Origin of the sequence: Sporanaerobium hydrogeniformans, from assembly GCF_002735925.1 — a bacterium.
GTDB lineage: Bacteria > Bacillota > Clostridia > Lachnospirales > Cellulosilyticaceae > Sporanaerobium > Sporanaerobium hydrogeniformans.
The window spans coordinates 1-19,915 of the sequence record NZ_PEDL01000033.1; the positions used below are offsets into that span (position 1 = coordinate 1).

Here is a 19,915-nt window from a genome sequence, read left to right on the forward strand (position 1 = left end):
ATTGAAACTCAAAGGAATTGACGGGGACCCGCACAAGCGGTGGAGCATGTGGTTTAATTCGAAGCAACGCGAAGAACCTTACCTAAACTTGACATCCCGGAGACCGGAGCTTAATCGCTTCTTTCCTAGCTTGCTAGGACTACGGAGACAGGTGGTGCATGGTTGTCGTCAGCTCGTGTCGTGAGATGTTGGGTTAAGTCCCGCAACGAGCGCAACCCCTATCTTTAGTAGCCATCATTCAGTTGGGCACTCTAGAGAGACTGCCAAGGATAACTTGGAGGAAGGTGGGGATGACGTCAAATCATCATGCCCCTTATGTTTAGGGCTACACACGTGCTACAATGGGTGATACAAAGGGAAGCGAACTCGCGAGGGGAAGCAAATCTCATAAAATCACTCCCAGTTCGGATTGTAGTCTGCAACTCGACTACATGAAGTTGGAATCGCTAGTAATCGCGAATCAGAATGTCGCGGTGAATACGTTCCCGGGTCTTGTACACACCGCCCGTCACACCATGGAAGTTGGGGGGGCCCAACGCCGGTGACCCAACCGTAAGGAGGGAGCCGTCTAAGGCAAAACCAATGACTGGGGTGAAGTCGTAACAAGGTAGCCGTATCGGAAGGTGCGGCTGGATCACCTCCTTTCTAAGGAACTAACTGGAATGGTTACTATTTTGTTTTGAATGTTCATGGAAACTCCTGATACGTTTAGTATTGGGAGTTTTTTAATGCTTATAAACTAGAATTTAATTAGTGTTTACCATTAAGATGTTAAATAGTTATAAGAGGAATTTATTCGAATATTATTGAATAATAAATAATATTAAGATAAAATGTTATAATATAATAAGTAAAAAAGGGGATGATGTGATGCAATATTATTATGTACATAATGGAGTAGATGAAAACAATCAACATGAAGTACATAAAGAAGACCTGTAGTTAGGTTGATCTGACTACAGGTCTTCTTTTGAGTTTTTATAGATAAAGAATTAAAAAAATGTTAATACTTATACTTGAAATAATAAAAAAGCAGTGGACCGATATTAAAATTAATGATATACTAATAAAAGATAATAGTTAGATGAGGTGTATTATGAGTAGAATAGCTGTTTCATTTTTCGCAGGGGCAGGTGGTTTAGACATAGGAATGCATGAAGCAGGATTTGATGTTAAGCTAAGTGTAGAGATAGAGCCAAAATACTGTGAAACACTAAAGATAAATAATCCAAAATTTAATGTTATAAATGGAGATATCATGAGATACTCCAAGGATAGAATATATGTAGAAGCAGGATTAAAACAAGGACAGGATGTAGATTTAATGTTTGGAGGTAGTCCGTGTCAAAGTTTTAGTACGGCAGGAAAAAGACAAGCTTTTTCAGATGAAAGAGGACAAGCTATGTTGAAGTTTATAGAACTAGTTGAAGAAGTTAAGCCAAAAGCATTTTTACTAGAAAATGTAAAAGGATTGTTATCTGCACCAATAAAACACAGACCATTGAATGAAAGAGGAGAAGAATTTCCAGAACTTGAAGAGGACGAAAAGGCGGGGAGTGCATTAAAGTACCTCTTGAATCAAGTAAAAGATTATAATGTAGTGTATCAAATTATAAACTCAGCTGAATATGGAGTACCTCAAAAAAGAGAGAGAGTCATATTTGTAGGAATAAGAAAAGATTTAAATAAGGTATTTTCATTCCCAGAAAAAACACATGGAAATGAAACGGATAATCCATTTATAGCAGTAAGTGAAGTACTTAAGAAGTTAGAGGGTAGTAAACATACATTTGTCAAATACTCAGATGAAAGATTAAAGTATATGCAAATGATACCACAAGGTGGAGGAAATTGGAGAGATTTAAGCTCAGAAATAGTAGAACAAGCTATGGGAGGAGCATATAAATCAGGTGGTGGAAAAACTGGTTATTACAGAAGGATTAAGGCAAATGAGCCTAGTCCAACATTACTAACATCACCTATTCAAAAAAGTACCAATATAGGGCATCCATTTGAAGATAGACCATTAAGTATTGAAGAATACTTAGAAATACAAGGATTTCCAACAGGATATAGAGTTAATGGGACAGTAAATGATCAATACACTCAAATAGGAAATGCTGTACCAGTACAAGTAGCTAAAATTTTAGGTGAAAAATTAATAAAAATATTAGAGGGATAGAAAAGTACAATTTCTATCCTTTTCGCATGGAATTAATAAAAGATTCATGTATAATAAGACTATAGACCAATTATGAGAGATAGGTTGTGATAGTCGTGAATCATGAGACAAAAGTAAAGATTGAAGACCACCTAAATATGGTGATGGAAAGAATACTTTACAAGCGTACAGTTCAAGAACCTTTCAATGAGGAAGAAATAAAGAGAAATAATCCATTTGGTTACAGATTAGTTCCTTTAGAGGTGTGGAAAGGGTCTAAATTTGAACGCTCTTTTGTAACATCATTAGGACAAGGGATATTTGAACAAATTGCCAAGATTATTGCTGAAGGAACAGGAGCAGAAGCTATCAATCAGCATACAAGGACAGTTAGGTTAAATACGTGGCAGGTAGAGTATATTGATAGTGTGTTAGAAAAGCAGAGAAATAATAAAGGTAAAAATCAAAATACAATACTTAAGAGTATAAAGGAAGAAGTAGAAAAGCTTAGAGATTTAGATACAGATAGATATCAGGAAGTGAATGTTCTAGCAGACCTATGGATAAAACGGGTTGATGGGTCAGAGGAATTCTATTCTTTAAAAACAGTCAAACCTAATTTAGATCAAACAGAAAAAGCAAAAAGGGAAATGCTTAGATTAATGGCAGCAGAAGATGTTAAAGCGTTCTTCGCATTACCATATAATCCAGCAGGTGAAGGAGAAATTTATAAAAATATACATAGCATACCATATAAGTTGTTTGATATGGATAATGATGAATTTGTATTACTTGGCAAAGCTTTTTGGAATCAAATAGGACAAGATGATAATACATATGATGAGTTATTAAATATTTTCAATAAGGTAGGAAAAGTATACACAGAAAAAATAAGAATGCATTATTTTGGTATAGTACCCAGTAATAATGTGATGGATATTATTGCTGAATCACCTGAAAAATGGGACTAAAAAAGAGTACATATACATTATAAACAAGAATAACCTTTAGAAACAGGATAGCTTTTAAAGGTTATTTTTATGCTCAAAAATAACCTTAGAATTTTACAAGAAAGAAAGCAGAGAATACTTTAATTTGAACTAGTTATAATTGAAACCATTATCCTAAAGGGAGATATAAACCATTGAAAATCAAAGGATAGAGACTAATGCACTTAATAAAGTCTACAAGCAAATGTTAACGGTATTAGAGTTTGAAGATATACTCATATTACATCAAACATACAAAGGATTACAGATAACATTTCTAAAATGATTATACTCTAAGCAATACTACCAAGGGATGGTCAAAAAAGAGTACGATGGTAAAAATTTAAAAGAATTAAGTAGAAGGATTTAGAGAGAATCAGTTAAAGGAATTGAATCAGCATATAAAGCAACATATTTTAGATGGGCTTTCAACTAGGTTCTTTTTATAAAGGCAGATGGACTAATAGAGTTTTATGATTGGTACAAGAAAAATTATATAAAGATATAAAAATACAGAGATAAATTTTACGAAAGCTTTTATAAAGTATTTACTACTTGTGAAAAAGTAGTAGAATGGAAACATTGGAAATCAGTAATCGAAGATATGGAAGAGTATTTTGAATTTACAAAATATATAGACCCAACAAAAGTTAAAAATGACATAATAAAAGAGTAAGTCATTTTAAGTAGTTTTAATTGGTTTCTACTACTACGACGTCAAATCGTCGTCAAAGCCTAAGAATAAGATAATCTATTTAAAAATCAAAAGACTATAGCCATTGATAATCAACGAGTATGGACTTGACTAAATAAAATCTACATGACAATTCAGTAGATTTCCTAAACCGTGCGTCGTAGGTCGTGTTCTTTAGGTACAAAGAAATGAGATCCGTAAGTTACTGACTATCAATTATTTGCGAGTCCCTTGTATTGTAAGAAAATAATGAGCATTTTCAAGTGGTGTTAGGTAAATTGGATTAACCGTTGCCATTATGACGTCGTGAGGTCAACATGAACGGCGGTCTGATGCAAAAAAAGTATACATTGTGCTAAAAATGATTTTATGAGATGATTGAAAAGAATATAATATATATTTAGATATGAATAGGGGAAGGAGGATATTATGATGAGAAATTTTAAAAATACATACTATTTATGGAGGTATTTATCTCTATAATTTATGGAGGCTAAAATGCTTAAAAAAGAAATTAGAATTAATCATATACCTGCAATTTTGTGGGGAGAAGATAGTGAAAGGTTATTTATAGCTGTACATGGTAATATGTCATCAAAATCGGATATTCCTATTTCTATTCTTGCGGAAGAAGTAGTACCGCTAGGGTATCAAGTTTTGAGTTTTGATTTACCAGAGCATGGAGATAGAAAAAATGAGTCCACACTTTGCAAAGTTGAAACGTGTATTCAGGAACTGGCGAAAATAATGGATTTCGGATCGGCAAGGGCAAAATATATATCGCTATTTGCATGCAGTATGGGAGTATATTTTAGTTTACTTGCATATAAAGATAGTTGCTTGGAACAAAGCTTATTTCTTTCACCAGTTGTAAATATGGAACGTATTATTAATAACATGATGACTTGGTTTAATATAACAGAGGAGCAATTAAAACGAGAAGAAGAAATTCTTACACCGATAGGGCAAATGCTATATTGGGATTATTATAGGTATGTAAAAGAAAATCCTATTCTTTGTTGGAGTAGTCCTACATCAATTATCTATGGCGAAAAAGATGAGCTTTGTGAATTTGAGGTTATAACTGACTTTGTAAAAAATTTTGGCTGTGAGTTAGAAGTTGTTTATGGTGCACAGCATTACTTTCATACTTCTGAGCAACTTATATACTATAGACAGTGGCTCAAAAAACATTTAATATTGAATAATTAAAAAGGTATGGGGATATAGTGTATAAAAAAATAAGAGATTCTATAAATTGAAAGTGATGTTCCCTTTGATATTGTACTTTATACAAATAATGAAGGCATACCTTATTATTAAAGGATATGTTGTTAAATACTAACAGGCTATATCCATTGATAATCAAATGAAACTCATAAGTTATTAACTATTAATGACTTATGAGTTTTTGCTATTTGTAAGAAGATACTAAGTATTTTAAGCAGTGGTAACTAGGTGAATTACTCGCCTCAATAGCATCAGGTCGACGAGAAAGTTTGTCTAAGGTATAGTATAAAAAATGAACTTTTTAATAGATTCTATACTCTTATAAGGGGAAAGAGGTGGCAAGGTGGAGATCATACGGTTAGTAAAGCAAGCTAAACAAGGAGATAAAGAAGCATTGATTGAACTTGTTATGTCTCAGAAAGAGGCCTATTATAAATTGGCATATGTATTAATGAGGGATAAAGAAGAAGCTTTGGATAGCTTACAGGATATGATTGTGCTTCTATATGATAATATAAAAAAGCTAAAAAAGGAGGAAGCCTTTTATAGTTGGAGTAAGACGATTTTGATGAATCGATGCAAGAAGAAGCTAAAGGATAAAAGAAAGTTTATTTCATTAGAAGCTATAAGAGAGCAAGGCAATTGGCAAAGAGACTTTAATACAGGTAGGGAAGGAAGCGTGCTTCAGAAAGAGGAAGAGCTACTTTTAGAGGAAGCCTTATCTCAGCTAAAAAGTAAACATCAAGAAGTGATAAGGCTCAGGTATTTTCTTGATCTTGACTATGAGACGATGAGTACTTTGTTAGGGATTCCTTTGGGGACGGTAAAATCACGGTTAGCTATAGGGCTTAAGGTATTACAAAAAATTATAGGAGGTGAGAATGATGAAAAAGGTTGAAGCATTACTTAAGGAAAAAAGCAAAAAATATGAGACATTAGAAGTACCTGATGAATTAGAAGAGAGCTTAAGGGCTGCCCTTCATAGAGAGCCTAAAGAGCATTCTTTAAAATCAAGAAAATGGCTTCCTGCTGTGGCTATGTGGAGCATAGCAATTTTACTAATAGGAGGAAATTTTTCTACCTTTGCTTATTATGGTAAGCGGCTTATGGGCTATGATACTGTTATGAATGGTCAGCTTCAAGAGCTAAATGATTTAGGGAAAGGCCAAATCATTGATAAAAGTCATACTTTTTCTAATGGGGTAACGGTTACTCTAGATGGTATTATGCTAGATGATACACAGCTTTTAACCTTTTATACGATTTATTCGCCTATGGGAGATGTAGATGATTTACACATTGGTCACGAAATAAAGGGCCTTTTTAAAACCTATCGCCAATATAGAGGTCAAGGAGAGTGTGATGAAGCAAGACAAAAAATGAAATGGATGATGGCCTTTGATGCCATAGACTTTTATGAGAAGGATTTGTCATTTAGGATAAGCTTAGGTATAAATGGTTTTTTAGAGGAGGGAAGTATCAAATTTACTCTAGAGCGAGAGAAGGCAATGGGACATCTACTTAAGCAGCCGATCAATCAAAAATTTCAAATGGAAGACACAAGTTTAAAAATAAATGATTTAGTAGCTGCGCCTACACGAACGATTGTAACGGGAACCTTGCAGGATTCTCTAGATCTCCTTAAGAAACGTAGCATGAAGGAAGGCTTTAGGCCGATAGAAGTGAGTTTAGCAGTGAAAGCAAATGGTGAATTATTAGAAGAGCAAGGAGGAAATATAAGTACTAATTTAGAAGGGACAAAGTTTAGGAAGGAGTTTGCTGCGTTACCTCAGCCTTTAATTTCACTTGAACTTATAGTAGAGAGCTTTACTATCCAAAAAAATGTAGAGGAAATCCTTCAACTAGAAAAAAGTGGGCCTTGGGAGATGATGATAGAGGGGCAAAAAGTGGTTATTGATAAAGTGGAAAGTAAAGATAATGATACATTAATTACTTTAACTACTAAGGATAGTGTATTACTTTCACAGGTTTATCTTGAAGTAGATGGCAAGAAGGTTGAACTAGAAAGAACAGATGAAAGTGAACTTCTTAAAACAGAAGAGGGTATTTTTCATACACGCGTCTTAAAATTTCCAGCTGTAGGTGAGAAGCTAAATTTGATCGTACAAAAGATAAATTATCCCGAAATCTATAATCAAACAGTTACTATCCTTATTAAATAATAAAGAATAGCAAAATAGTTCTCACAAAGCACTTTAGAAAGAGTGATTAAGTGAGAACTATTTTTTGAATATTTAACATTATCATTATTGACAAATAATAAAAAGCGTAATATATTACCTATATAGGTAATATATTACGCTTTTTAAGTAAGGGTATAAGGTATAGCTAAAGAAAGGAAAAAGTAGGGATATAAAACCTACCTAAAGAGGAGTATGGCAAATCGACTTTTAAAACATATGACAGGGGCTATAGAACCCATTCATTTTATTTTTGGGACACTACAAATATTGGCAAACCGTATACAAGTAGTGGCGGATAGGCATAAGGCAGAGGTAAGTCTTAAGCAATTTTTGCTTTTAATGATTATCATTCAGTTTAGAGAGGATTACCCTACCTTGTCTGAGCTTGCAGAAGAGATGGGGACTTCGCGGCAAAACATTAAGCAGCTAGCACTTAAGCTTCAGGCAAAAGAACTTATTACTATTGAAAAGGATGAAAGGGATACGCGAGCAGTGAGGTTAAAGCCCAGTCCAGGTGCAACAGAGATATTTAAGGAGGAAAAAGCTTATCAAGACCTCTTTATAGAAAGGTTGTATGAGGGGTTAAGTGAGGAAGAAATTAAGTGCCTTGCTAAAGGGCTTTATAAGATGCTTGTTAATATTAGTCACATGGATGACTTAAAATAGGAGGGAAAGAAATGAAAACGCTAGTTGTTTATAGTTCAAAGTATGGTGCGACTAAAAAATGTGCTCAGATGATTGCAACAGAGCTTCAGGGCGAAGTAGAGCTTATTAATTTATTAGAAAAAAAGCCTAAGGAGCTTGTAAAATTTGATCAAGTCATTATAGGTGCATCTATTTATGTAGGTAGTGTGAGTAAGGTGGTTAAAAGCTTTTATGAGGAAAATAAAGAATTCCTTGCAACAAAGAGGCTGGGACTTTTTCTAAGCTGTATGGAAGGGTCAAAAATAGAGGAATATATCAAGCTAAACTTTGGAGAAAAAGAGATAAAAAGCCTAGTAAAGCAGATTGCATGTGGTGGTATTTTAGATTTTGGAAAGATGAATTTTTTTGAAAGAACTATTTGTAAAATGATTTATAAAAATAAAGAAGGCCAAAACCAGGAAGCTCAGAAAATAACAAAAAAGACGGTGCTTGATTGCCTAGATGAAAAAGCAATAAAAGAATTTGCAAAGACCATGAATCAGTTTTAATTAAAAGGTGAGTAGGGGAGTGAGAGGAAATGTTAAATATTATCATGGACGGTACAAAAGGGGAGAATAGTTTAGAGGCAGCCTTTAAAGAAATAGCTAGTGAGTGCAAAGAGGAATTAGCCTACTTTAAATTGGAGGATTTTCACATTACACCTTGTAGGAACTGTGGGGGATGTTCTTATAAAACACCAGGAAGGTGTGTATTTAAGGATGATACACCTCAGCTTATAGAGGTAGTAAGGCAGGCTAGAAGGTGTGTTTGGATTACACCTATTACTTTGGGAGGGTATAATTCCATCACTAAAAGACTAGTGGATAAAATGGTACTTATTGGTGTACCTACTATGATTGTTTACAAAGGGAGATTACAGCATCCCAATAGTATAAAAGAGGTAAGTGATGGAACCTATATAGGGGTAGGAATAGTAAACAAAGATACTACAGAAAAAGAAAAAGAAAGCTTTAAATTTTTAATTAAGGAAAATGGACTCATTACTTGTACAACAGGTTATCCGCTTTTAGTAGAAGGTATAGAAGACAAAGAAAAAGCTAAAAAAGTCCTTTTAGAAGCTTTAACGATAGGGGGAGAAAAGTAATGAAAAAAATTTTGTTATTAAATGGAGGTACACGAAAGACAGGTTCTTCGAGTATGTTTTTAACCGAGCTAAAGCAAATAATGGAGGGTAAAAAGCATCAAGTTAACATCCTGCATGTGATAGATGAATTAGATGGGAAATTAACACTAGAAGCTTTAGTTGAGGCAATTGAGGAGAGTGACCTAATAGGGATAAGCTGTAGCTGCTTTGTAAATACCCTGGCCTCTCCTACTATAGAATGTTTAGAAAAGCTTCTAGAAGTAGAAGAAGGGGTTTTTAAAAATAAACAGATTTTCGTTATTGCCCATGGTGGAATGCCTTATTTGGATGTGCATGAGCATATCGTAAAGGTAATAGATTGCTTTGCAGAGAAGAAGAAAATGATCTTTTTAGGAGGGCTTATTTGTGGGCTAACTCCGCTTATAAATGGTAAGCCCTTAGATGAAGGAAACTTTGTAAGTAAACGGATTAAGAAAGCTTTTATGCAATTAAGTGAAGAAGTTTTATCAGGCAAGAGTATTTCAAAGGCCACTCAAAAGCAAATCTTTTTTAAAATACCTTATCTTGCTCAATATCCCTTAGCTACATTTTTAACCCATACATGTATCAAAGACCGATTAGCACATGGGATAAATTTAAAAGACATTTATAAGAATATTTAAAAGAAGTATAAAATAAAAGGTGTTTAGGATAAAATTTCCTAAACATCTTTTTTGCTCTTACAAGTCATAAAGTATGCCTAAATACCAAGGGGATTACATAAGGCAAAATAAACAAATTGATGAAACTTTAAAAAAATTACTTACGTAAACTTAAGATAACTGGTAAAATTTAAAGAGAGAGTAACGGATTAATAAATAGGCAAAGGAGAAGAGAATATGTTTCAAGCGGGAGAGTATATAATCTATGGAAGTAGTGGTGTTTGTAGGATTGAGGTTATTGGAAGACTAGATGCAGCAGGTATGCCTAATGATAGAGATTATTATACTTTAAGGCCTTGTTACATGCAGGGGAGCACAGTCTTTACCCCAATAGATAATCAAAAAATCATTATGCGCCCAATTATGTCAAAAGAAGAAGCACTAAAACTCATTGATGAAATGAAAGAGATTGAGTGCTTATGGATTACTGATGAAAAAAGAAGAGAGATAGAGTATAAAGAGGCATTACGCAAATGTGATGGTAGGGAATTGGTAAAAATTATTAAAACCATTTATATGCGAAAACAATCACGTTTAGCAGCAGGGAAAAAAGTAACAGCAAGTGATGAAAAATATTTTAATTTAGCAGAGGAGCAGTTGTATGGAGAAATAGCCATCTCACTAGCTATGGATAAAGAAGCTGTCAAAGAATTTGTAATTAGACGTGTGAAGCAACTTGAACAGTTATAGAATAGATTTGATAAGGCAGTGTTTAATTTAGTATTTCAGTAAGAGCTTCGTAAGCAATAGTAATGGCTTCATCCAGTTCGTCTTCTGTAATGGTAAGAGGTGGATTAAAATAAATAATATTTCCTAGGGGTCTTAATAAGAGCCCTTTTTTTAGTGCTTTTTTATAAATTTGATAACCAATACGCTCTGTAGAGGCAAAGTCTTCCTTAGTGGTTTTATTTTGTACGAGTTCGAGTGCGTGAATAAGACCGATATGACGAATTTCACCGACATAAGGGTGATTACCAAAGGTTTCAGTAAGCTTTGTAGTTAGATAGGCTGCACGTACATTAGCTTTTTCAAGGATTTGCTCTTCTTTCAAGATAGTTTGAACTGCAAGTGCAGCAGCACACCCTAATGGATTACCACTATAGGTATGACTATGCATAAAGGCTTTTCCTTCATTATAATCTGCATAGAAGGCATCATAGATTTTATCTGTTGTAATAGTGATGGCCATAGGCATATAACCACCTGTTAACCCTTTGGAGACACACATAATATCTGGGCTTACCCCTGTGTGGTCAAAAGCAAACATCTTACCTGTTCGTCCAAAGCCAGTAGCAATCTCATCAGCAATAAGAAGCACATCATAAGCATCACAAATTGCACGAAGCTTAGTAAGATAGAGTGGAGGGTATATACGCATGCCTGCACTACCCTGAAGAAGAGGTTCTACAATCATAGCACAGGTTTCAGCCCCATATTTAGCAAAGGCTCTTTCGGCATGCTCGAAGCAGGCAACATCACAGTTATCCCTACATTTACCATAAGGGCAACGGTAGCAATCTGGTGCTTCGATACGAATGGCATCCATCAGCATAGGCTTATAAATTTTGGCGTAAAGGTCCATGGTCCCTACTGATAAGGCACCAATGGTTTCACCATGATAACCTTCTGAGAGGCACATAAAGCGTGTCTTTTTTGTATTACCTACTTGATAGTGATATTGAAAACTCATTTTTAAAGCGCATTCTACAGAAGCCGAGCCATTATCCGAGAAATTAAATTTCGTAAGTCCATTTGGAATGATTTGACTTAAGGCTTCGCAAAGTCGAATAGCAGGTTCATGAGAGAAATTAGCAAAGATAACATGCTCTAGTTGGTCAAGCTGAGCTTTAATGGCAGCATTAATTTGAGGATGGCAATGACCGAGTAAGTTGCACCACCAAGAGCTAACGATATCTATGTAGCGTTTGTTATTGATGTCATAAAGGTAAACCCCCTTAGCATGGTCAATGATAATAGGTTTTAACTCCTCATAGTCCTTCATCTGAGAGCAAGGGTGCCAAATATATTTCAAATCCTTTTCAATAAGATTCATAATAGTTCTCCTTTAAATAATTAACTGTAGGGGTGGATTCTATATCCACCCGATACAACATTTATTTGTAAAATAGCATCTATATTTTAATAAGGCATGATAAGGGTAATATAGATGGCGGGACGATATGGAATCGCCCCGTACGGAGTGGGTGGGGTTAGATGTAGAGGTTTTGGAGGGTAGGAAGATCTATTGCTAATTCGTTGGCGTCAGGTGCAAGTGTACCTACTACAGGAATACCCGTAAGTTGAGGCAACATCTTTAAGTTATCTTCTTCCATCCTGCTTCCCATGTAATAGTTGAGTAAAATACCTTGAATGGGGATATGGCGATTTTTTAAGTACTCTACGGTAAGGGTAGTAGCGTTAAGAGTACCTAATCCAGCGTGAGCGACTAAGAGTGTAGGGAGGTTGAAGGCTTGAATTAAATCTTCAAGGAGGATTTGCTGCACTTGATCGTAACGAATAGGACAGACAATGCCGCCACTTCCTTCCACAGTTAAAAAGTCATAAGTTTCACATGCCTTTTGATAATCAGCTAAAACCTTTTCAAACTGGATGGGTTTTCCTTCAAGCTGCGCGGCTAAATGGGGAGAGACAGGGGTTTTGTAGCTATAAGACACCATACTTTCCAAAGGAGAAGAAAGTTTGGCAATCTTTTTGACATAAGCGGCATCACCTGGAATAAGACCTTCTGTTGTTTCTTCTGCCCCGCTTAAGGCAGCTTTATAATAGCCCGCATGAAAACCTGCCTCTTTGAGTTTTTTAATAATAAGTGCAGTGACAAAGGTTTTACCCACATCTGTTCCTGTTCCAATGATAAAGAGTCCTTTACTCATTCCATAGCACCACCTTATAACCAAGTTCTTTAAGAAGTCTCATATCTTGTTCAATAGTAATACCTGCGGTAGTAAGCATATCACCTGAAATGGCTGCATTGGCACCCGATAAGAAGCAGGCTTTCCCCTTATCTTCAAGTAGGCCACGACCACCTGCTAATCGGATAGAAGCATTAGGTACAAGGAAACGGAAGAGAGCTACAATACGGCACATATCTTCGTTTGTGAGACGAGGAAGATGCTCGAAGGGAGTACCAGCAATAGCATTTAACATGTTAACGGGAATAGAGCGGATACCGAGTTCGCGAATCGTTAGTACCATATCAATGCGATCCTCCATTGTTTCACCAAGCCCCATAATCCCGCCGCTACAGACATTTAATCCAGCACGTTGAGCTTCATGAATGGCTTTGATTTTATCTTCAAAGGTATGTGTTGTACAAACTTTTGAAAAATAGCGTTTAGAGGTTTCAAGATTATTGTGAATACGGGTAATACCAGCAGCTTTTATTTTACGAAATTGCTCTTCGTCTAAGAGGCCAAGAGAAGCACAGAGGTTTATTTTACTTTCCTTTTTTATAGCAAGGGCAGCTTCGCACACATGATCTACTTCTGTATTACTCAATTTCTTCCCAGAAGTGACTATAGAATAGCGAAGGACACCACGTTCATCATTGTACTTAGCGTGCTCTACAATGGTTTCTTGACTAAGTAAAGGGTATTCTTCAAGGGTTGTAGGATAGAAAGCAGATTGGGCACAAAACTTACAGTTTTCAGAGCATTTACCACTTTTTCCATTAATAATGGTACAGATATCAAAAGCATTTCCGCAAAAATGGAGACGTATTTCATTTGCTGCTGTGCAAAGTTCTTTAAGAGGGGCAGTAGAAAGTTCGAGTGCTTCTTTTTTTGTAAGCAGATAACCGTTTTTAATTTGTTCTTTTAAAATGCAAATAGGATTCATAGCAAGTTTTCCTTATCTTTAGGTTATTGAAGTGATTTTTTGTTAAGTAGTGGAATGAGTTTTTGTCCTAATAGGCTACTTATAAAGCAAAGTAACATATCACCAGGAACAGCTAAAATAAAACAGTATAGAAAAAGTGACCATAGGCTGATGTTTGTACCTAAATAGAAGTTTTTGATTAGGTAGAAATAGATTAGCCCAAAAAGATAGACGATGAAAAGACCAGTAAAGCTAGCCCCTAAAAGGCGTTTGAAAGAAGGGTTAGGAACGGCTCTAGCTATTTTTCCGGTTATATAAGTACCTACAAGAAAACCAATAATATAGCCAAAAGTAGGTTTAAAAATATAACTCAGACCACCTCCTTCAGTGAAAACAGGAATACCTATAAGTCCTAATAAAATGTAGACAAGAACACTTATACTACCTAGCTTAGGTCCTAAGAGGATACCTGCTAATGTAGTGAATAAAAATTGGAGAGTAAAAGGGACGAACGGGATAGGGACTTTGATAAAGGTACCTATGATAATGAGTGTAGTAAATAAAGCACATAAAATCATAGGATAGGTTTTTGAGTGTGCGTTTTGCATAAATATTCTCCTTAATAAGATTTATTTTAAATTTAAGTACAGTATAAAATGCAAGAGACTTAATTGTCAACATTATAAAATAATTTAGTTTACAATTAAACTATAAAAATATAACCCATTTATTTGAAGTAAGAATTCATATAAAGTCATAGCAGGGTATGTTTTCTTGGGGTAAGATAGAGTGAGGAGAAAGAGTGGAAGGAGTAATCAAATGACATTACAACAATTAAGATATACCATTACCATCGCTGATAGTGGTTCTATGAATGAAGCAGCTAAAAGACTTTTTATATCTCAGCCAAGTCTATCTGGTGCAATTAAAGAATTAGAGGAAGAAATGGGAATAGAAATATTTAGTCGTTCCAATAGAGGGATTATTATTACGCCACAGGGGCAGGAGTTTTTAGGATATGCAAGGCAAGTGGTAGAGCAAGCTCATTTATTAGAGGATCGTTTTTTAGATAAAAAGGTAAAAAAGAAATTTAGTGTTTCTTCTCAGCACTATACTTTTACGGTTAAAGCCTTTGTTGAACTGGTGAAACAGGTAGGGATGGAAGAGTATGAGTTTGGTATGTATGAGACGAAGACCTATGAAATTATTGAAGCGGTAAAAAGTTTTAAAAGTGATATTGGCGTATTATATGTCAATGCGTTTAATGAGCAGGTTATTACTAAAATTTTAAGAGATAATAGTCTAGAGTTTATTGAGCTGTTTCCTTGTAAGACGTATGTTTATCTTTGGGGGGGACATCCTTTAGGAGAGCAGGAGATTATCTCTATGAAGGAGCTAGAGGAATATCCTTGCCTTGCTTTTGACCAAGGGAACAATAATTCCTTTTATCTTGCAGAAGAAGTTTTGAGTACCTATGACTATAAACGTATTATTAAGGCAAATGATCGAGCGACAGTACTCAATTTAATGATTGGATTAAATGGGTATACACTTTGCTCAGGCATTATTTGTGAGGAACTAAATGGCTACGAATATAAAGCTATTCCTCTTAAGGAAAGCGAGATTATGCGTATAGGCTATATTAAGAGAAAGGGTGAGACACCAAGCAAATTAGCACAGCTTTATATTGAAGAACTTCGTAAATATCAGGCGAATGTGTTATAAGTTTTGCCTATAACAGGCTGTATGTTTTTAGTATTAACACCTTAAAAAGAAGTTTGCTATAATAAGACCAAGTAAAGTTACCTAATGAGTGGATTAAAAACGAGGATGAAGAAAGGAGAAAGCAATGCGTAATCAGTTTACTTTAACCAATAGGAAGATGCAAAAAATGATGCAAAGAAATAAAGTGATGATGAACTGTGATTTCATGTGTATGTGTGAGATGATGGCTGATAAAGTGCGCATTGTTGTCTGAATTTTCTTTATAAAGAGAGATAACAGGTGCACATAGGATGCACCTGTTTTTTTGCGCCTAAAATTAAGAAGACATCAGAAGATAAGGAGGGAGAAAGGTGATTCGATTTGAAAATGTAAAGGTAATCTTTCAGCAAAAACAGCAAGAACTTGTAGCAGTAAATAATGTATCCTTTCATATAAAGCAAGGAGAAATATATGGCATTGTAGGTGGAAGCGGGGCAGGAAAAAGTACATTAGTTCGCACGATTAATGGGCTGCAAAAGCCTACTAGTGGACGAATTTTCATAGAAGGAGAGGATATTACAGCTTTTGGAAGAAAGGAAATTAGAGAACTTCGTAAGAAGGTAGGGATGATTTTCCAACACTTTAACCTGATTTCTAGAAAGACAGTTGGACAGAATATAGAATTTGCTTTAAAGGTACACAACATTTCTAAAAAGGAAAGGCAAATCAAAGTTAAAGAACTACTTGAACTTGTAGGATTGGAGGATAAAGAACATGTTTATCCTGCTAGTTTAAGTGGAGGACAGAAGCAGAGAGTGGGCATAGCAAGGGCATTGGCAGCTGAGCCCAAAATCCTACTTTGTGATGAAGCAACTTCTGCACTCGATGTGCAAACAACTGAGGAAATTGTGGATATTTTACGAGATATCAATACCAAGTTGGGGATTACTATTGTGTTTATTACCCATCAAATGGAGGTAGCTAAAAAGCTTTTTACCAAGGTGGCTGTTATGAATAAAGGAGAAATCATTGAAGAGAACAGTACGTATGAAATTTTTGCCAACCCTATTCATGCGCACACAAAAGAACTGGTTAAGAATGATATTGTTATCCCGCAAGAGATTGCAAGAAAAACCAGAGGGGATATTCTAAAACTCATTTATAGAGGAGATAAAAGTATAGAACCCATTATCGCCTATACCAATAAAAAGTATGATGTGATTCTCAATATTCTTCATGGGAGAATCGAGTACATTCAGCAAAAGCCTATCGGAACGCTAGTCGTAAGTATTGAAGGGAAGATGATTGAAGTGCAAAGGGCGCTAACCTATATAAGAGCAAGTATAGAAGAAGTGCAGGTTGTGAAGGAGAGTGAAGCAGTATGAAAACGAGCGAAATAGTAGAGTTATTATGGCAGGCAACAAAGCAGACATTAACCATGGTGAGCATATCTATTAGCTTAGCGGTCCTATTGGGCATACTTTTGGGATTGGTATTGTATATAACAGCCACACCCCTTTTATATCAAAATAAATGGATTAATGGACTAGCGGGCTTTATAATCAATGTCATTCGCTCCATACCGTTTATCATATTACTAGTCCTTCTTATGCCAGTGACAAGTGCTATTGTAGGGACAGTTATAGGACCTAAGGCAGTAACAGTTCCTCTTACAGTAGCAGCAACGACCTTTTTAGCAAGACTTGTTGAAGGCGCATTATCAGAAGTGGACAAGGGGATTATAGAAGCTTCTTTAGCTATGGGAGCTAACTTTAAACAAATTATATGGGAAGTACTTCTAGTAGAAGCATTACCTGGTATTATAAGGGCTATTACAGTAACGCTTATAAGTATCATCGGTTTTTCAGCAATGGCTGGGACTGTTGGGGGTGGTGGGATAGGAGACCTTGCTATACGCTACGGCTATCAGCGCTATCAAACAGATATCCTTTTTGTAACAGTAGTATTTCTTGTGATTGTAGTACAGATGATCCAAGTGATTGGCGAGAAAATCGCTGTTTATTTAACTAAAAAGTAAACTTTCAAATAATAAAATCTAAAAATAAAAAAGAAAAGGGGATTTACCATGATTAAAAAATTAGTTTATACATTAAGTGTGCTTACATTAGGAGCAAGTTTATTAACAGGATGTGCTACTACAAAGAATAAAGAAACAGAGGACATACAAAAGAAAGAAATTAAATTCGGAGCATGTGCAGGGCCTTATGGCGATATGATTAAATACACTATTGCACCAGGACTTGAAGAAAAAGGGTATACCGTTTCTATCATAGAGTTTAGTGATTATGTACAACCGAATTTAGCTCTAGATAAAGGGGAAATTGATGCTAATCTTTTTCAGCACCAAGTCTACTTTGATAACTTTACAAAGGAACATAATCTAAGCCTTGTTTCACTAACAAATGTTCCTACAGCAGGTCTTGGCTTTTATTCTAATAAGTATAAAAGCTTAGAAGAAATTGAAGAAGGTAGTACCTTAACTGTACCCAATGATGTGACCAATTTAAGACGTTCATTAAAAGAAGCTCAAAATGCAGGACTACTTACTATTGATGAAAGTGTCGATCCAACGACCTTTACAGAAAAGAACATAATAGATAATCCTTTGAATTTAGTGATTACACCTGTTGAAGCACCTCAACTTGCAAGAAGTTTAGAGAGTGCAGAGTTAGCTGCTGTACCAGGTAACTATGCTATTGCAGCTGGATTGGATCTAAGCACTGCTCTTTATACGGAAAAGTTAGCAGAAGAAATGAAAAATGTTGTAGCAGTAAGAGCAAGTGATATTGACCAGCCATTTGTGAAGGATATTGAGGAAGTCCTTCAATCTGAAGGCTTCAAAAAAGCTATTGAAAATAGTGATTACTACTTTAGCTCTTTCCAAAAACCTGAATGGTATATTACTAAATGGGGTAAGTAAAGGAGGAGAAGGGATGAAAGCTGAGTTACTAGAAATTATTGGAGATGATAAAAGAGTATGGGTAGATTTTATTGATGAAAAATATTATTCAGATCAACTGGGGCGTATTAAAGTAAAGCCTGGTGCAGTAGTACTTCCTTTAAAAACAAAGGAAGTGGCTAGTGTAGTAAAATTTGCCAATGAAAACAGTATCCCTATTATTCCTAGGGGAGCGAATACAGGTCTTACCGGTGCAACAATACCAGTAGAAGGAAGTATTATCATAGACTTATCAGCACTTAACCATATAGAGGCATTTGATGAAGAAACACTAACAGTAACGGTGCAGCCTGGTGTACCTCTTGAAGAGATACAGGCTTTTGTGGAAACGAAAGGTTATTTTTATCCACCTGATCCAGGTGAAAAGAAGGCAACCATTGGGGGAAATATTAGTACCAATGCGGGAGGAATGAGAGCAGTTAAGTATGGTGTGACGAGAGATTATGTAAGAAGTTTAGAAGTGGTATTAGCGAGTGGGAAAATAGTAGAGGTAGGAGCTGAAACGATCAAGAATAGTTCGGGCCTCGATCTTAAAAACCTCATTATAGGTTCAGAAGGAACACTAGGGATTGTGACAAAGGCAAAGCTTAAAGTGCTTCCTAAACCAGCCTATACCATGAGTGCATTAGCTCCCTTTGAGACTCTAGAGGAAGGTATTGATACAGTTCTTGAGATATTAAGAGCAAATGTGGATGTTACAGCTATTGAATTTTTAGAAAAGGAAGCGATAGCCCTTTCTGAAAAATATTTAGGATTAGTATTTCCTACCCATAAGGGAAATGCTTATCTCTTATTTACCTTTGATGGTGAAAGCATGGAGAACATCCGTGCCTATTCAGATAAAGTAAAGGATATTTGTAGGACATATGGAGCTTTAGATTTTATAAACCTAGAAGATGAAGAGGCTTTGCAAAGGACTTGGCAGATAAGGGGTGCTATTGTATCAGCAGTAGAAAGTACCAGTGAGCAAGAGCCTATCGATATTGTTGTACCCATCCATAGGAGTGCAGAGTTTGTAAAGTATACCAAACAAGTATCCCAAAAATATGATATAGCAGTGCAAAGCTTTGGGCATGCTGGAGATGGTAATGTACATCTGTGCATTATAAGAGGTGACTTGGAGGAGGAAGAGTGGAAGAACCGTCTTGATCAAATATTAGAGGATCTCTATAAGAAGGCACATGAACTTAAAGGGCTTCCATCAGGAGAACATGGGATAGGACAGACCAAAAGACCCTATTATCTTAAGTATGCAGATGAAACTCAAATTGCACTTATGAGAGGGATTAAGGCAGTATTTGATCCTAAAGGAATTTTAAACCCACAGAAAGTTTATTAATACTGTATTTTATATACTTAAATTTCAGTTTGTTGGGGTGCTCTTAGAGATTTAAAAGTCAAAAAAAGAAGAGGTGTAGGCGCGGCCGCAAGAAAGAAGGCTTTTCTCCGGTTTCTGGGTCCTCGCCTTGGCAAACTCTAGGTTCAGTCCTGTAGACTAACGGTCCTACCTATCGCAAGAAGAACGCTTGCGATAACGTCCCTAAAGGCAGCCTACAGGCCTTCACCAAGACTTTGCGAAAGTCTGTGGAGGAAACCTGCGAAAAGCCTTCTTTCTTGCTCTGCACTGTA

20 protein-coding genes and 1 rRNA gene are annotated in these 19,915 nt (G+C 35.7%); 17 read left to right on the forward strand and 4 right to left on the reverse strand.

Annotated elements, in window-relative coordinates; genetic code table 11:
• The 11 genes from CS063_RS16350 to CS063_RS16400 all read left to right on the forward strand — a co-directional run.
• A 16S ribosomal RNA gene (locus tag CS063_RS16350) occupies positions 1 to 645 on the forward strand; the annotation flags it as partial.
• A 451-nt stretch (positions 646 to 1,096) separates the two neighbouring features.
• Complete coding sequence (locus CS063_RS16355; protein ID WP_099450758.1) at positions 1,097 to 2,182, forward strand: DNA cytosine methyltransferase; 1,086 nt, start codon at positions 1,097 to 1,099, stop codon at positions 2,180 to 2,182.
• Positions 2,183 to 2,277: 95 nt separating this feature from the next.
• Positions 2,278 to 3,132: a TdeIII family type II restriction endonuclease gene (locus tag CS063_RS16360; RefSeq protein WP_099450759.1), complete on the forward strand. Its 855-nt coding sequence runs from the start codon at positions 2,278 to 2,280 to the stop codon at positions 3,130 to 3,132.
• A 1,210-nt stretch (positions 3,133 to 4,342) separates the two neighbouring features.
• Positions 4,343 to 5,056, forward strand: coding sequence for an alpha/beta hydrolase (locus tag CS063_RS16365; RefSeq protein ID WP_099450760.1), 714 nt, complete (start codon positions 4,343 to 4,345; stop codon positions 5,054 to 5,056).
• A 361-nt stretch (positions 5,057 to 5,417) separates the two neighbouring features.
• Entirely contained in the window at positions 5,418 to 5,972 is a 555-nt protein-coding gene (locus tag CS063_RS16370; RefSeq protein ID WP_099450761.1) for an RNA polymerase sigma factor, read from the forward strand.
• Complete coding sequence (locus tag CS063_RS16375; RefSeq protein ID WP_180270838.1) at positions 5,959 to 7,257, forward strand: DUF4179 domain-containing protein; 1,299 nt, start codon at positions 5,959 to 5,961, stop codon at positions 7,255 to 7,257. The genes CS063_RS16370 and CS063_RS16375 overlap by 14 nt, the downstream gene beginning before the upstream one ends.
• A gap of 213 nt (positions 7,258 to 7,470) precedes the next feature.
• Positions 7,471 to 7,944 carry a MarR family winged helix-turn-helix transcriptional regulator gene (locus CS063_RS16380; protein WP_099450763.1) on the forward strand — a complete coding sequence of 158 codons (474 nt, stop codon included), beginning with the start codon at positions 7,471 to 7,473 and terminating at the stop codon, positions 7,942 to 7,944.
• Positions 7,945 to 7,955: 11 nt separating this feature from the next.
• Complete coding sequence (locus CS063_RS16385) at positions 7,956 to 8,471, forward strand: flavodoxin domain-containing protein (protein WP_099450764.1); 516 nt, start codon at positions 7,956 to 7,958, stop codon at positions 8,469 to 8,471.
• Between the two features lie 29 nt (positions 8,472 to 8,500).
• Positions 8,501 to 9,067, forward strand: a complete 567-nt coding sequence (locus CS063_RS16390; RefSeq protein ID WP_099450765.1) for an NAD(P)H-dependent oxidoreductase — start codon at positions 8,501 to 8,503, stop codon at positions 9,065 to 9,067.
• Positions 9,067 to 9,729 (forward strand): hypothetical protein, encoded by a 663-nt coding sequence (locus CS063_RS16395; protein WP_099450766.1) that lies wholly within the window; start codon positions 9,067 to 9,069, stop codon positions 9,727 to 9,729. Before CS063_RS16390 ends, CS063_RS16395 begins: the two co-directional genes overlap by 1 nt.
• A gap of 216 nt (positions 9,730 to 9,945) precedes the next feature.
• Entirely contained in the window at positions 9,946 to 10,458 is a 513-nt protein-coding gene (locus tag CS063_RS16400; RefSeq protein ID WP_099450767.1) for a CarD family transcriptional regulator, read from the forward strand.
• A 22-nt stretch (positions 10,459 to 10,480) separates the two neighbouring features.
• Here CS063_RS16400 and bioA read toward each other — a convergent pair whose 3' ends face one another.
• From bioA to CS063_RS16420, 4 genes are all read right to left on the reverse strand, one after another.
• Complete coding sequence (bioA, locus tag CS063_RS16405; protein ID WP_099450768.1) at positions 10,481 to 11,821, reverse strand: adenosylmethionine--8-amino-7-oxononanoate transaminase; 1,341 nt, start codon at positions 11,819 to 11,821, stop codon at positions 10,481 to 10,483.
• 157 nt (positions 11,822 to 11,978) lie between these two features.
• Entirely contained in the window at positions 11,979 to 12,659 is a 681-nt protein-coding gene (gene bioD / locus CS063_RS16410; RefSeq protein WP_099450769.1) for a dethiobiotin synthase, read from the reverse strand.
• A complete protein-coding gene (bioB, locus tag CS063_RS16415) occupies positions 12,652 to 13,623 on the reverse strand; it encodes a biotin synthase BioB (RefSeq protein ID WP_099450770.1) in 972 nt (323 codons plus the stop codon). The genes bioD and bioB overlap by 8 nt, the downstream gene beginning before the upstream one ends.
• Before the next feature lie 23 nt (positions 13,624 to 13,646).
• Positions 13,647 to 14,210 carry a biotin transporter BioY gene (locus CS063_RS16420; RefSeq protein ID WP_099450771.1) on the reverse strand — a complete coding sequence of 188 codons (564 nt, stop codon included), beginning with the start codon at positions 14,208 to 14,210 and terminating at the stop codon, positions 13,647 to 13,649.
• Positions 14,211 to 14,421: 211 nt separating this feature from the next.
• Here CS063_RS16420 and CS063_RS16425 point away from each other — a divergent pair, with 211 nt between their 5' ends.
• The 6 genes from CS063_RS16425 (at position 14,422) to CS063_RS16445 (ending at position 19,625) form a co-directional block, all read left to right on the forward strand.
• A complete protein-coding gene (locus CS063_RS16425; RefSeq protein WP_099450772.1) occupies positions 14,422 to 15,327 on the forward strand; it encodes a LysR family transcriptional regulator in 906 nt (301 codons plus the stop codon).
• Positions 15,328 to 15,451: 124 nt separating this feature from the next.
• Positions 15,452 to 15,580 carry a hypothetical protein gene (locus CS063_RS17960; protein WP_308415553.1) on the forward strand — a complete coding sequence of 43 codons (129 nt, stop codon included), beginning with the start codon at positions 15,452 to 15,454 and terminating at the stop codon, positions 15,578 to 15,580.
• Between the two features lie 97 nt (positions 15,581 to 15,677).
• Positions 15,678 to 16,691: a methionine ABC transporter ATP-binding protein gene (locus CS063_RS16430; RefSeq protein ID WP_099450773.1), complete on the forward strand. Its 1,014-nt coding sequence runs from the start codon at positions 15,678 to 15,680 to the stop codon at positions 16,689 to 16,691.
• Complete coding sequence (locus tag CS063_RS16435; protein ID WP_099450774.1) at positions 16,688 to 17,344, forward strand: methionine ABC transporter permease; 657 nt, start codon at positions 16,688 to 16,690, stop codon at positions 17,342 to 17,344. The genes CS063_RS16430 and CS063_RS16435 overlap by 4 nt, the downstream gene beginning before the upstream one ends.
• 48 nt (positions 17,345 to 17,392) lie before the next feature.
• The gene (locus CS063_RS16440) at positions 17,393 to 18,247 is read left to right on the forward strand and encodes a MetQ/NlpA family ABC transporter substrate-binding protein (protein ID WP_099450775.1); all 855 of its coding nucleotides are present in this window, start codon (positions 17,393 to 17,395) and stop codon (positions 18,245 to 18,247) included.
• A 13-nt stretch (positions 18,248 to 18,260) separates the two neighbouring features.
• Complete coding sequence (locus tag CS063_RS16445) at positions 18,261 to 19,625, forward strand: FAD-binding oxidoreductase (RefSeq protein ID WP_099450776.1); 1,365 nt, start codon at positions 18,261 to 18,263, stop codon at positions 19,623 to 19,625.
• Positions 19,626 to 19,915 lie beyond the last annotated feature (290 nt).